The organism is Burkholderia humptydooensis, from assembly GCF_001513745.1.
In the GTDB taxonomy this organism is placed as follows: Bacteria; Pseudomonadota; Gammaproteobacteria; order Burkholderiales; family Burkholderiaceae; genus Burkholderia; species Burkholderia humptydooensis.
In genome coordinates this window covers 1,311,518-1,324,269 of the sequence record NZ_CP013380.1, presented here as the reverse complement: position 1 = coordinate 1,324,269, position 12,752 = coordinate 1,311,518, and the positions used below count along the sequence as shown (strand labels likewise).

13 protein-coding genes are annotated in these 12,752 nt (G+C 66.8%); all 13 read right to left on the bottom strand.

Features of this window, described 5'->3' with window-relative positions:
- Positions 1-33: 33 nt before the first annotated feature.
- Entirely contained in the window at positions 34-1,407 is a 1,374-nt protein-coding gene (gene rnc / locus AQ610_RS06120) for a ribonuclease III (protein WP_043282390.1), read from the bottom strand.
- A 149-nt stretch (positions 1,408-1,556) separates the two neighbouring features.
- A complete protein-coding gene (gene lepB / locus AQ610_RS06115) occupies positions 1,557-2,450 on the bottom strand; it encodes a signal peptidase I (RefSeq protein WP_009913165.1) in 894 nt (297 codons plus the stop codon).
- A 15-nt stretch (positions 2,451-2,465) separates the two neighbouring features.
- Complete coding sequence (lepA, locus tag AQ610_RS06110; protein ID WP_006025809.1) at positions 2,466-4,259, bottom strand: translation elongation factor 4; 1,794 nt, start codon at positions 4,257-4,259, stop codon at positions 2,466-2,468.
- Positions 4,260-4,495: 236 nt separating this feature from the next.
- On the bottom strand, positions 4,496-4,690 hold the full coding sequence (locus AQ610_RS06105; protein WP_045554893.1) for a glutaredoxin family protein: 195 nt from the start codon (positions 4,688-4,690) through the stop codon (positions 4,496-4,498).
- Positions 4,691-4,743: 53 nt separating this feature from the next.
- Complete coding sequence (locus AQ610_RS06100; protein WP_006025807.1) at positions 4,744-6,252, bottom strand: DegQ family serine endoprotease; 1,509 nt, start codon at positions 6,250-6,252, stop codon at positions 4,744-4,746.
- A gap of 16 nt (positions 6,253-6,268) precedes the next feature.
- Positions 6,269-7,324, bottom strand: a complete 1,056-nt coding sequence (locus AQ610_RS06095) for a MucB/RseB family sigma factor regulatory protein (RefSeq protein WP_015601294.1) — start codon at positions 7,322-7,324, stop codon at positions 6,269-6,271.
- Positions 7,325-7,329: 5 nt separating this feature from the next.
- The gene (locus tag AQ610_RS06090; RefSeq protein ID WP_006025805.1) at positions 7,330-7,932 is read right to left on the bottom strand and encodes a sigma-E factor negative regulatory protein; all 603 of its coding nucleotides are present in this window, start codon (positions 7,930-7,932) and stop codon (positions 7,330-7,332) included.
- A gap of 81 nt (positions 7,933-8,013) precedes the next feature.
- Positions 8,014-8,613: an RNA polymerase sigma factor RpoE gene (gene rpoE, locus AQ610_RS06085; protein ID WP_006025804.1), complete on the bottom strand. Its 600-nt coding sequence runs from the start codon at positions 8,611-8,613 to the stop codon at positions 8,014-8,016.
- Between the two features lie 106 nt (positions 8,614-8,719).
- Positions 8,720-9,193: a protein YgfX gene (locus AQ610_RS06080; RefSeq protein WP_006025803.1), complete on the bottom strand. Its 474-nt coding sequence runs from the start codon at positions 9,191-9,193 to the stop codon at positions 8,720-8,722.
- Between the two features lie 11 nt (positions 9,194-9,204).
- Positions 9,205-10,443, bottom strand: a complete 1,239-nt coding sequence (gene fabF / locus AQ610_RS06075) for a beta-ketoacyl-ACP synthase II (protein ID WP_009913173.1) — start codon at positions 10,441-10,443, stop codon at positions 9,205-9,207.
- A gap of 156 nt (positions 10,444-10,599) precedes the next feature.
- Positions 10,600-10,839 (bottom strand): acyl carrier protein, encoded by a 240-nt coding sequence (acpP, locus tag AQ610_RS06070; RefSeq protein ID WP_004197638.1) that lies wholly within the window; start codon positions 10,837-10,839, stop codon positions 10,600-10,602.
- A 143-nt stretch (positions 10,840-10,982) separates the two neighbouring features.
- Entirely contained in the window at positions 10,983-11,732 is a 750-nt protein-coding gene (fabG, locus tag AQ610_RS06065; RefSeq protein ID WP_006025801.1) for a 3-oxoacyl-ACP reductase FabG, read from the bottom strand.
- A gap of 51 nt (positions 11,733-11,783) precedes the next feature.
- Positions 11,784-12,716 (bottom strand): ACP S-malonyltransferase, encoded by a 933-nt coding sequence (gene fabD, locus AQ610_RS06060; protein ID WP_006025800.1) that lies wholly within the window; start codon positions 12,714-12,716, stop codon positions 11,784-11,786.
- Between the last annotated feature and the right edge of the window lie 36 nt (positions 12,717-12,752).

Below are 12,752 nucleotides of genomic sequence, written 5' to 3'. Positions count from 1 at the left end.
CCGTGCGCGACCGCGATGTCGATTGGGACGATGTCAATGCCCCGCGTCGGCGACGCGCACGGGCGCGGCGGCCAGATCGGGCTCGGCGGTGGCGGACGACGACGCGTCGCGCGCGCGCGGCGGCCGGTCAGCCGTTCCCGCGGAGACGCGCACGGCGGCGTCCGGCTTTTCCATCGGCTTTTCCGCCGATTTCTCCGTCGACGGCTTGTCGCTCGCCTTCTCCGGCAGCTTGTCGGCCGTCGAAGCGGATTTTTCGGCCGGCTTCGACGCGCGCGGCTCGCTCTTGTCGGCGCCGTGCTCGACGTGCGCCGCGCGGATCACCGCGACGGGCGTGGCCGCGGGCGAACGGGCGGCCACGTCGTCGGCCTGCGCAGGCACGACGGGCGAAGCGGCCGCGTGGGTCTGCGCACCGGCCTTCGCGTCCGCCGAGGCTCTTGCCTCGGGCGCCTTCGCCTCGGCCGCCTTCGAGTCATCCGCGCAGGACTCCGCAGCCTTCGGCCCGCCATGCTTCGCGTCGCCCGACTTCGGGTCGGCCACGGCCTTCGGATCGACCGCCTTCGGCTCGGCGCCCTTAGCTTCGTCGCCCGCCACGCGGCTCGCGCCGCGCTCCTTGCGGTCCGGCGAACGCAGGTCGAGCGCCTCCTGCACGCCCTTCACGCCCGGCACGATCTCCGGCTCCACATGCTTCGCTCCGCGCGCGCTCTTCGAGCGCTTCGGCTTCGCGGCGAGCATCGGCGCAACCGCCATCACCTCGTCGAGCGCCTTCTTCGCGGCGGCCTGCTCGGCCGCGCGGCGGCTCGCGCCCGAGCCGGACACCTTGATGTCCAGCTTCGGCACCGTGCACTCGACTTCGAATTGCTGATTGTGCGCCGCACCATGCGTCGCGACGACGGTATAGGTCGGCAGCGCGATCTTGTGGCCCTGCAGGTATTCCTGCAGCAGCGTCTTCGCATCCTTGCCGAGCGTGCGCGGATCGATGTGGTCGAGAATCGGCACGTACAATCGCTTGATGACCCCTTGGGCGGCTTCGAAGCCGCCATCGACGAACACCGCCCCGATGATGGCTTCGAATGCGTCCGCGAGGATCGACGGTCTTCGGAATCCGCCGCTGCGCAGCTCGCCTTCGCCGAGCCGCAGGCCGTCCGAGATATTGAGGGCCTGAGCAATTTCGTACAGCGACTGCTGCTTGACGAGATTCGCCCGCACGCGCGACAAATCGCCTTCGTCCAGCTTGCCGAAGCGCTGAAACAAAAGGGCGGCCACCGCGCAATTCAGAACGGAATCGCCGAGAAACTCGAGCCGTTCGTTATGCGTGGCACTGTGACTGCGATGGGTCAAAGCCTGGCGCAACAATTCCGCATTGCGAAATTCATAGCGCAGCCGGCTTTCCAACTGGGATAAGGGCATGGACAGGAGTATAACGCGGGCGCCGCTTCGGTCGGGAAACGCGGCCTGGCGCGAAAAGGCGTGACGAGGCGGCATTGCCGCCGGTTCTTAAAGTGGTTCGGCAACACGCCTCGCAGCCCGTGCGCGGCGTGTCGCAACGTTCGGTGCGGCTAGTTGAACGAGCCGATGCGTTTGAGCTCGCTGAAGTTCATCCAGATGAAGAACGCGCGGCCGACGATGTTCTTGTCCGGCACGAAGCCCCAGTAGCGGCTGTCGGCGCTGTTGTCGCGGTTGTCGCCCATCATGAAGTAGTGGCCAGGCGGCACCTTGCAGACGACGCCGCGGCTGTCGTACTGGCAATTGTTGCGATACGGATAGTCGTCCGCGCCCATCACGAACGGCGGCACCGACGGATTGTTCAGGATCGCGTTCTTGCGCGCGCCGAGCGTTTCTTCGAACTGCTTCGCGTAGTTCATCCGCTCTTCGTCGAAGTAGTCCGGCAGCGGCGTCTCGGGCACGGGCTGGCCGTTGATCGTCAGCTTCTTGTCCTGATACGCGATCGTGTCGCCCGGCAGGCCGATCACGCGCTTGATGTAGTCGACCGATTCGTCCTTCGGATAGCGGAACACGACGACGTCGCCGCGTTCGAGCGGACGGCCTGCGGTGATCTTCCGGTTCGTGATCGGCAGACGCAGGCCGTAGTCGAACTTGTTGACCAGGATGAAATCGCCGACGACGAGCGTCGGCACCATCGAGCCCGACGGAATCTTGAACGGCTCGACGACGAACGAGCGCACGACGAACACGACGAGAATCACCGGAAAGAAGCTCGCGGTGTATTCGAGCCACCACGGCTGGCGCAGCTTCTCGTCACGCAGCCGCGCGCGCGTCTGCGGCGCGTTCTCGTCGGCGAAGCGCTCGCCGATCCGCTCCTGCTGGCGGTCGAACTCGGCGACCGCCGCGTCTGCCGCCTTCTTCCGCTGCGGCAGGAAAACCAGCTTGTCCAGCACCCACGCAATGCCCGTCAGCACGACGAGCACAAAAAGGATCAACGCAAAATTCATAAAGGATCAGTCCTGTTATTTGTCTTCGACTCGCAAGATCGCCAGGAACGCCTCCTGCGGGATCTCGACCGAACCCACCTGCTTCATTCGTTTCTTGCCTTCCTTCTGCTTTTCGAGCAGTTTCTTCTTGCGCGTGATGTCGCCGCCATAGCACTTCGCGAGCACGTTCTTGCGCAGCGCCTTGATGTTCTCGCGCGCGATGATGTGCGCGCCGATCGCCGCCTGGATCGCGACGTCGTACATCTGGCGCGGAATGATCTCGCGCATCTTCGCCGCGACTTCGCGGCCGCGATACTGCGACTGCGAACGGTGGACGATGATCGACAGCGCATCGACCTTGTCGCCGTTGATCAGCATGTCGACCTTCACGACGTCGGACGTCCGGTATTCCTTGAACTCGTAGTCCATCGACGCGTAGCCGCGCGACACCGATTTCAGCCGATCGAAGAAGTCGAGCACGATTTCCGCCATCGGGATCTCGTACGTGAGCTGCACCTGCCGGCCGTGATACTGCATGTTGATCTGCGAGCCGCGCTTCTGCTCGCACAGCGTGATCACCGAGCCGACGTAGTCCTGCGGCATGTACAGGTTGACCGTCACGATCGGCTCGCGGATCTCGGCGATCCGGGCGGGCTCCGGCATCTTCGCCGGGTTCTCGACCCTGATCGTCGTGCCGTCGCTCTGCACGACCTCGTAGACCACGGTCGGCGCGGTCGTGATGAGATCCATGTCGAACTCGCGCTCGAGCCGCTCCTGCACGATCTCCATGTGCAGCAGCCCCAGGAAGCCGCAGCGGAAGCCGAAGCCGAGCGCCTGCGACACTTCGGGCTCGTACTGCAGCGACGCGTCGTTCAGCTTCAGCTTCTCGAGCGATTCGCGCAGCGCGTCGTACTGGTTCGCCTCGACGGGATAGAGGCCCGCGAACACCTGCGGCTTCACTTCCTTGAAGCCCGGCAGCGGCTCGGGCGCGGGCTTCGTCGCGTGCGTGACCGTGTCGCCGACCTTCGCGGCCGTCAGTTCCTTGATGCCGGCGATGATGAAGCCCACCTGCCCCGCCGACAGCGATTCGAGATTGCGCGACTTCGGCGTGAACACGCCGACGTGCTCGACCGAATACAGCGCATCGGTCGCCATCAGCTTGATCTTTTCCTTCGGGCGCAGCGTGCCGTTGACGATGCGCACGAGCATCACGACGCCGACGTAGTTGTCGAACCATGAATCGATGATGAGCGCCTGCAGCGGCGCATCGGGATCGCCCTTCGGCGGCGGCACCTTCGCGATCAGCGATTCGAGCACATCCTCGACGCCCAGGCCCGTCTTCGCGCTGCAGCGCACCGCATCGGTCGCGTCGATGCCGATCACGTCCTCGATCTCGGCGATCGCGTTCTCCGGGTTTGCGGCCGGCAGGTCGATCTTGTTGAGGACGGGCACCACTTCGACGCCGAGCTCGATTGCCGTGTAGCAGTTTGCGACCGTCTGCGCCTCGACGCCCTGGCTCGCGTCGACGACGAGCAGCGCGCCTTCGCACGCGGACAGCGAGCGGCTCACTTCATACGAGAAGTCGACGTGCCCCGGCGTATCGATGAGATTCAGGTTGTAGACTTTGCCGTCGCGCGCGCGATAGGTGAGCGCGGCGGTCTGTGCCTTGATCGTGATGCCGCGCTCGCGCTCGAGATCCATCGAGTCGAGCACCTGCGCTTCCATCTCGCGGTCGGACAGGCCACCGCAAAGCTGGATGATGCGATCCGCGAGCGTCGACTTGCCGTGGTCGATGTGCGCGATGATCGAGAAGTTGCGAATATGATCCATTCAGTGCCGATCAAGCGAAAAAGGCGCGCTCGACGACCGCAGAGCACGCCTTGTAAGTCGGTGAAAAAACGGCTTATTTTAGCCGAAAAGGTTCGCTAGGGGCGGCATTTTGGGCGTCCGGACATGCGCCGGCCGGCGACCTGCGGCGCGATCGTTCGAAGTGCGCGGCGAGTCGTCGGGCGCGAGCGGCGGCGAGACCGCCGCGCTTCCTTTGGCGCGCTTCATCGCGCAGCGCTTCACGCCCCGCGCCGCGCGAGCGCTTCCCTGACCCGCGCCTCGTCGAACCGGTGCCGGCATACCTCGACACCGTCGAGCAGCAGCACCGGCACGTCCTCGTCATAGCGCGCGACGAGCGCCGGCTCCGCGTCGATGTCGACATAATCGACGCTCGCCGAGCATTCGGCCGCCACCGGCGCGAGCGCGTCGCGCATGTCGTCGCACAAATGGCACCAGCCGCGGCCGTACAGCGTGAAACGCGCGGCGCTCACTTCTGGCGCGGCCGGATCGGGATGAACTGCGTGTTGTCGCCGCGCCGCACGAGCACCGCGACCGCGCGCTGCGGATCGAGCTTCGACGTCACGTCGACGAACTGCTTCGCGCTCGTGATGTCGACGTCGCCGACGCGCAGCACGATATCGCCGCGCTGCAGCCCCGCGCGTGCGGCCGGCCCGTCGACCGCGTCGATCTGCACGCCGTTGCGCAGCTTGAGCGTCTTCAACTGATCGGGCGACAGGTCGCTGACCGTCAGGCCAAGCGCGCTGCTGCGCGGCTTCTGCTGCGGCGCCTGGCGGCTGTCGGCCTTCGCGGTCTTGTCGGCCGGAAATTCCGTGATCGTGATCGGCAGATCGCGCGACTGCCCCTTGCGCCACACCGTCACCGTCGCCTTCGTGCCCGGCTTCGTGTCGCCGACCATGCGCGGCAGATCCGACGCCGTTTCGACCGGACGGCCGTTGAACTTCAGGATGATGTCGCCCGGCTGCAGGCCCGCCTTGTCGGCCGGGCCGCCCGGCTCGACGCTGCTGACGAGCGCGCCTTCCGCCTTCGGCAGGCCGATCGAATCGGCGACTTCCTTCGTCACCTCGCCGATCGCGACCGCGATCCGGCCGCGCGTGACCTTGCCCGACGCCTTCAGTTGCTCGGCCACGCGCATCGCCTCGTCGATCGGAATCGCGAACGAGATGCCCATGAAGCCGCCCGTGCGGCTGTAGATCTGCGAGTTGATGCCGATCACTTCGCCCTGCATGTTGATGAGCGGGCCGCCCGAGTTGCCGGGGTTGACCGCGACGTCCGTCTGGATGAACGGCAGGTAGTCGCCGGTGTTGCGGCCCTTCGCGCTGACGATGCCGGCCGTGACCGTGTTGTCGAGGCCGAACGGCGAGCCGATCGCGACGACCCACTCGCCGACGCGCACGCGGTTCGAATCGCCGATCGCGACGGTCGGCAGGCTCGACGCGTTGATCTTCACGATCGCGACGTCGGTGCGCTCGTCGACGCCGATGAGCCTGGCCTTGAATTCGCGCTTGTCGGTGAGCGTCACATAGATCGTGTCCGCGTCGTCGACGACGTGCGCGTTCGTCATCACATAGCCGTCCGGCGACAGGATGAAGCCCGAGCCGACGCCGCGGTTCTGCTCGGTGTCGGGCGCCTCGGGCGTGCTCGGCGCGTTCTTCTGCCCGCCCGGCGGCTGCGGCAGCGGAATGCCGAAGAAGCGGCGGAAGAATTCCGACATGTCGCCGTTGTCGAGGCCGGGCGGCAGCGCGCCGCGCGTGTCGGCCGGCACGTTCGCCGTCGTCCGGATGTTGACGACCGCCGGGCCGACTCTCTCGACGAGGTCCGCGAAATCGGGCAGACCCGCGCGCGTCGTGGGCGCGGCGCCCGCTGCGGCGGGCGCGGTCGTGGCATTCGGAGCCGCCGTCGCCGATTGCGCGGCAAGCGGCGTCAAGGCCGTCACCGCCGCGGCGACGAGCCAGGTGCGCAGCGAGGGATTCATCATGTCGGAAACCGAAAGGTTACTTGGAAGCCTTGTATTCTATGGCAGACGCGAACTGCTGCAACGTCGAGGGAGGCGCTTCGCCGAGAACCGTGATCCAGAAATCGCCGCGGCGCTTGACGAGCACGTGCGTCGCGCCCGTGCTGCCCGCCCCTTCCTTGCGGCTGTTCTTCTCGGCGGGTTCGATGAAGACCGAGATCGTCGCGAGGCCGTCGGTGAACACGGCCTGGTCGACGGGAATCGGCGGATCGTTCGCGTCGCGCGCGGCCATCGGGCGGCGCACTTCGCGGATCTTGCGGAAGCCCGCGACGGTCGGCGCGATCTGCCAGCCCTGCGCCTCGATGTCGACGGGCGAAACGGGCGGCCGCACGATGGTCCAGCCGCCGAGATTGCGCATGCCGGCCGCGATCGCGGTCTTCTGGCTCGGCGCAGCGGCGCCGAGCTGCAGTTGCGAAAAGGCGATCTGCTCGAGCACGCGATCGTCGGCGTCGAGCGTCTGCGAGCGCAGCAGAAGCCCCGTCTTCGCGTCGGTCCACAGCTTGTACGCAAAGCGGTACGCGTCCTTCGGCACGAGTTCGACGACCTGCGCGTCGAGGCCCGCGACGCGATCGCGCCCGAGCGACTTCGGCTCGTAGACGGACAGCACCTGCTCGCCGCTCGCGCCGAGCAGCGCGGGGAACGAATCCTTGTTCTGGCGGCGCTCGACGACGCAGAGCCGCCGCTCGGGCACGAACGTGTAGAGATCGTCGTTGTGGCGCAGCAGCTTACGCGGCTTGCCGTCGAGGCTTTCGACGCGCTCGTATTCGCCGTCGCCCTTCGTCGCGACATGAACGATCCGCGACGATTGCACGTACGCGCCGCGCTGATAGACGAACGTCCCTTCGTAGTTCTGCTGCTGCGCGGCCTGCTGGAGGCGATCGAGCCACTCGGCGGCCTGGCGCCGGGTGGCCACGGGATCGTCGGGTTGCTGCGCAGAGGCAGCGGACTGGACGGACAACAGCGCGGCCGCGCACAGCAACAGCGCCGGCAGCCGTCTCCAACCTAGGGGGGCTTGATTCAACTGCAACGTCCGCATCGAGTTTATTGGCCTTGCGTGGCGACGGCGGTACGAATGACCGGCATCGAACCCGTCACGACGGGCTGCTGCGCGAATTGCTGATGCGCTTCGAGATATTGATCGAGGCTCGCGTCGCGGATGATGTTCACGTCCTGCGCGCCCGGCTGCGCGGCCGCCACGCGTTGCAGCGGGCCTTGCTGCGCGGGGCTCAACGACGCGACCTGGACGGCACCCGGCGCGCCGGCGCCCTGCATCTGCGGCACGACGATCCACGTGAGCGTCGCCGCGGCGGCGGCGACCGCGAACGCGGGCACGACGCGGCGGCGCAGCGCCAGCAGCCGGCGCGCGACAGGCGCGGCCGCGGGCGCGAGCAGGTGCGGCTCGGCCGCGAGGCTCGTCGAGAAGCGGGCCATGAACGCGCGGCTCTCGGCGGGCTCGAGCGTGAGCTCGTCGGAGCGCAGCGCGTCACCGATCACGTGATATTGCGCCCACGTCGCGCGCTCGGCGTCGGCGAGCCCCGCGAGAATCTGTTTCAGCGAAAGGCCCTCAGGCGCTTCGCCGTCGACCAGAGCGGACGTGCGCTCGCGTTGCGAGCACGCCTGCGACTGCGTAGAGACCGACCCCATGATGCTCCCCATCTTGCACACCCCGTCGTGACACACGACTCCGTAACTAGACCCCAAGCCGCTTCGATTCGCCGCAGGCGCTCACCAGCGCCTGCCTTCCGGCGTATCGAGAAGCGGCCGCAATTTTGCCGCGATCGCCTCGCGGGCGCGAAAGATCCGCGAGCGGACGGTGCCGATCGGGCATCCCATCATCTCCGCGATCTCTTCGTAGCTCAGGCCTTCGATCTCGCGCAGCGTGATGGCCGTTCGCAACTCTTCCGGCAACAACGCCATCGCGGCGTTGACCGTCTGGGCGATCTGCTTGCTCATCAACATCGACTCAGGCGTGTTGATATCCCTTAGTTGGTCGGCGTCGGAGAAAGTTTCAGCCTCTTCGGCGTCCGCGTCGGTGGACGTGGGCGCCCGGCGACCCTGGGTCGCAAGGTAGTTCTTCGCCGTATTGACGGCAATCCGGTACAACCACGTGTAGAACGCCGACTCGCCGCGGAACTGCGGCAACGCGCGATACGCCTTGATGAACGCGTCCTGGGCCACGTCCTCGACCTCCGCGGGGTCCCGCACGAGGCGCGAGATCAGCCGGATGATCTTGCGGTGGTATTTGGAGACCAGGAGTTCGAACGCCGCCTTGTCGCCATTCTGTACGCGTTCGACCAGTGCCTGATCGATTTCTTTTTCACTCACCTGACAAATCCGTAAACGAGGGAAGCAACGCGGAGCGCTATTGTAACGTTCCCGCTCGAGCCGCTCATGGGCGTTTTCGACCGGAAACGGCCGGCCGCGAAAGCGGTCATGCCGCCGCGAGCGTCCCGCGCGCGGCGCGCCGGCCCAGCACGCAGAGCGCGCGGAACACGGGCGCGTCGACCGCGTCAGCCGGAATGACGAGCGGCGTCGCGCGCCGGCCGCGGCCTTGCACCGTCAGCACGACGAGCAGATCGCTCCATTGCGTGCAGCCGGCGATCTGCCCGCGCGCAAGGAGCCGCCCGTCGCGGTCGAACGCCGCGAGCACGCCCGCGCCGGCATCGATCTGCAACGCAGCCGGCTGACGCCGCTCGCGGGCGGCCCGCGCGCGCAACGCAACGAGCGCCGCGATGAGCCCCGCGAGCGCCGCCGCCCCGCCGCTGCCGACGAGCGGCGCCGCACAAGCGTAGACCGCCGCGCCAGCGGCCGCCACGAACAGCGCGCACGCGGTGCGCAGGCACGCCGACGCGCGCAGCACGATGTGCTGCGCGCCTGCCGATGCGGCGTGGAACGGCTCCGTCAAGCGACCCCGCGTCAGACGCGCTTGAAGACCAGCGTGCCGTTAGTCCCGCCGAAGCCGAAGGAGTTCTTCAACGCGACGTCGATCTTCATCTCGCGCGCTTCGTTCGCGCAATAGTCGAGATCGCACGCGGGGTCCTGGTTGAAGATGTTGATCGTCGGCGGCGACACCTGGTTGTGGACGGCCAGCACCGTGAACACCGATTCCAGCCCGCCCGAGCCGCCGAGCAGGTGGCCCGTCATCGACTTCGTCGAATTGACGACGATCTGCTTCGCGTGATCGCCGAATGCGCGCTTGATGCCGATGGTTTCCGCGAGATCGCCGAGCGGCGTCGACGTGCCGTGTGCGTTCAGGTAGCTCACCTGATCGACGTTGACACCGGCGTTGCGCAGCGCGGCCAGCATGCAGCGTCGCGCGCCGTCGCCATCCTCGAGCGGCGCCGTCATGTGATGCGCGTCGCCGCTCATCCCGTAGCCCGCGATTTCCGCGTAGATCTTCGCGCCGCGCGCCTTCGCGTGCTCGTACTCCTCGAGCACCATCACGCCCGCGCCCTCGCCGAGCACGAAGCCGTCGCGGTCCTTGTCCCACGGACGGCTCGCCGTCGCCGGATCGTCGTTGCGCTGCGACAGCGCGCGCGCCGCCGCGAAGCCGCCGATGCCGAGCGGCGACACGGTCGCCTCCGCGCCGCCCGCGATCATCACGTCGGCATCGCCGTATTCGATGAGGCGCGCCGCCTCGCCGATGCAGTGCAGGCCGGTCGTGCACGCGGTGACGAGCGCGAGATTCGGGCCCTTGATGCCGAACTTGATCGACAGGTGGCCGGAGATCATGTTGATGATCGACGCCGGCACGAAGAACGGCGAGATCCGGCGCGGGCCGCGGTTGAGCAGTTCGGTCTGCGTGACTTCGATCATCGGCAGCCCGCCGATGCCCGAGCCGACCACGACGCCGACGCGCTCCGCGTTTTCGTCGGTGACCTGGAAGCCGCTGTCCTGCATCGCCTGCATGCCGGCCGCGATCCCGTAATGGATGAACGTATCCATGTGGCGCGCTTCCTTCGCCGGGATGTAGTCCTCGACGTTGAAGCCCTTCACCTCGCCTGCGAAGCGGGTCGAGAAGTTCGTCGCGTCGAACTTCGTGATATTGACGATGCCGGACTTGCCGGCCACGAGATCGGCCCAGCCGTCGGCAACATTATTGCCAACAGGCGAAATCAGCCCAAGGCCTGTAACAACAACACGACGGCGGCTCACGGTAACCTCTTTTCCATTGAATGACAAAAACAAAAGCCACAGCGGCCACAGGAACCACCCCTGCGAGCCCTGTGGCTGTTAGCTCGGCCGGCGAGAACGCCGACGCGATCGCGCATCCGGCGCAGCGTGTGCAAAAACTTGCAGACGACGCGCGTGTTACGCCTTGACGTTCGCGCGAGCGTAGTCGATCGCTTGCTGAACGGTCGTGATCTTCTCGGCTTCTTCATCCGGGATTTCCATGCCGAACTCGTCTTCGAGCGCCATCACCAGTTCAACCGTGTCGAGCGAATCCGCGCCGAGGTCGTTCACGAACGACGCTTCGTTCTTGATTTCAGCTTCGGCGACGCCCAGTTGCTCGGCGACGATCTTCTTGACGCGTTGTTCGATATTGTCCATTACCCCTCCGAGGGAAAGTTCAAATTTACAAGTGCGCGCATTTTAACAGGTTTGATGCTGCCCAAAATGCGCGCCGGCTTTGCGGCCAGACAAGCGCCGATGCGCGGATGCGCATGCACGGCGCGGATGGTAAACGAATTCCGTTACGACATGAACATGCCGCCGTTCACGTGCAGTGTCGTGCCCGTGATGTAGCCCGCCTGCGGCGACGCGAGGAATGCCACTGCGTGCGCGATGTCCTCCGGGCTGCCCAGGCGGCCGAGCGGAATCTGCGTCTTCAGCGCGGCCTGCTGCTCTTGCGGCAGTCCCTTCGTCATGTCGGTATCGATGAAGCCCGGCGCGACGCAGTTCACGGTGATGCCACGGCTGCCGATCTCGCGTGCAAGCGCGCGCGTCATCCCCGCGACGCCCGCCTTCGCCGCCGCGTAGTTGACCTGACCCGGATTGCCGGCCGAGCCGACGACCGACGTGATGTTGACGATGCGTCCGCCGCGCGCCTTCATCATCGGGCGCAGCACCGCGCGCGACAGGCGGAACACGGCCGTCAGGTTCGTGTCGATCACGGCGTCCCACTCGTCGTCCTTCATCCGCATCGCGAGTTGATCCTGCGTGATGCCGGCGTTGTTGACGAGCACGTTCAGCGCGCCGAATTCCTTGAGCGTCGCTTCGACGAGCGCGTCGACCGCCGCCGCGTCGTTGACGTTCAGCACGGCGCCGCGGCCTTCGATCCCGGCTTCCTTGAATGCGGCCGAGATGCCCTCGGCGCCCGCTTCGGTCGTCGCGGTGCCGATCACCATTGCGCCGCGGCGCGCGAGTTCGAGCGCGATCGCGCGGCCGATCCCGCGCGACGCGCCGGTGACGATCGCGACTTGTTTGTCGAGAGTCTTGTCCATGCAGTGGTTCCGTGTTTCGGTTGAATCGGCAAGCTCGAGCGCCTGACGGAGTCAGGCGGCGGCGAGCTTGAGCGCTTCGTCGAGCGACGCCGGATCGAACACCGACGCGCCGACCAGGTTGCTGTCGATGCGCTTCGTGAGGCCGGCGAGCACCTTGCCCGGGCCGCACTCGATCACGTGCGTCACGCCCTCGCGGGCGATGTGCCGCACGCACTCGACCCAGCGCACGGGCCCCGCCGCCTGGCGCACGAGCGCATCCTTGATCGCCGCGGGATCGGACACCACCGCGACGTCGATGTTGTTGACGACGGGAATCCGCGGCGCCTTCACGTCGACGTTCGCGAGATATTCGCGCAGCTTGTCGGAGGCCGGCTCGAGCAGCGATGAATGGAACGGCGCCGACACGGGCAGCGGCAGCGCGCGCTTCGCGCCCTTCGCCTTCGCGATCTCGCAGGCCTTCTCGATGCCCGCCTTCGTGCCCGCGATCACGACCTGCGCGGGCGCGTTGAAATTCACCGCTTCGACGACGCCCGATGCCGACGCCTCGGCGCACACCGCGCGCACCGTGTCGTCGTCGAGGCCGAGAATCGCCGCCATGCCACCCACGCCGACGGGCACGGCCGTCTGCATCGCCTGCGCGCGAAAGCGCACGAGCGGCAGCGCGTCGCGAAACGCGATCGCGCCCGCGGCGACGAGCGCCGTGTATTCGCCGAGGCTGTGGCCGGCGACGATCGACGGCTGCGCCCCGCCCGCCTGCTTCCACGCGCGATAGCACGCGTACGCAGCCGTCAGCATCACGGGCTGAGTATTCGTCGTCAGATTGAGTTCGTCGGCCGGGCCGTCGGCAATCAGCTTGCCGATGTCCTGCCCCAGCGCGTCGGACGCTTCGTCGAGCGTCTCGCGCACGACGGCGACGTCGGCGAACGCATTGAGCATGCCGACCGATTGCGAGCCCTGGCCCGGAAAAACGAATGCAAATTTCATATCGTCCCTAATTGAATCGATTCGAGCGGCGCGCTG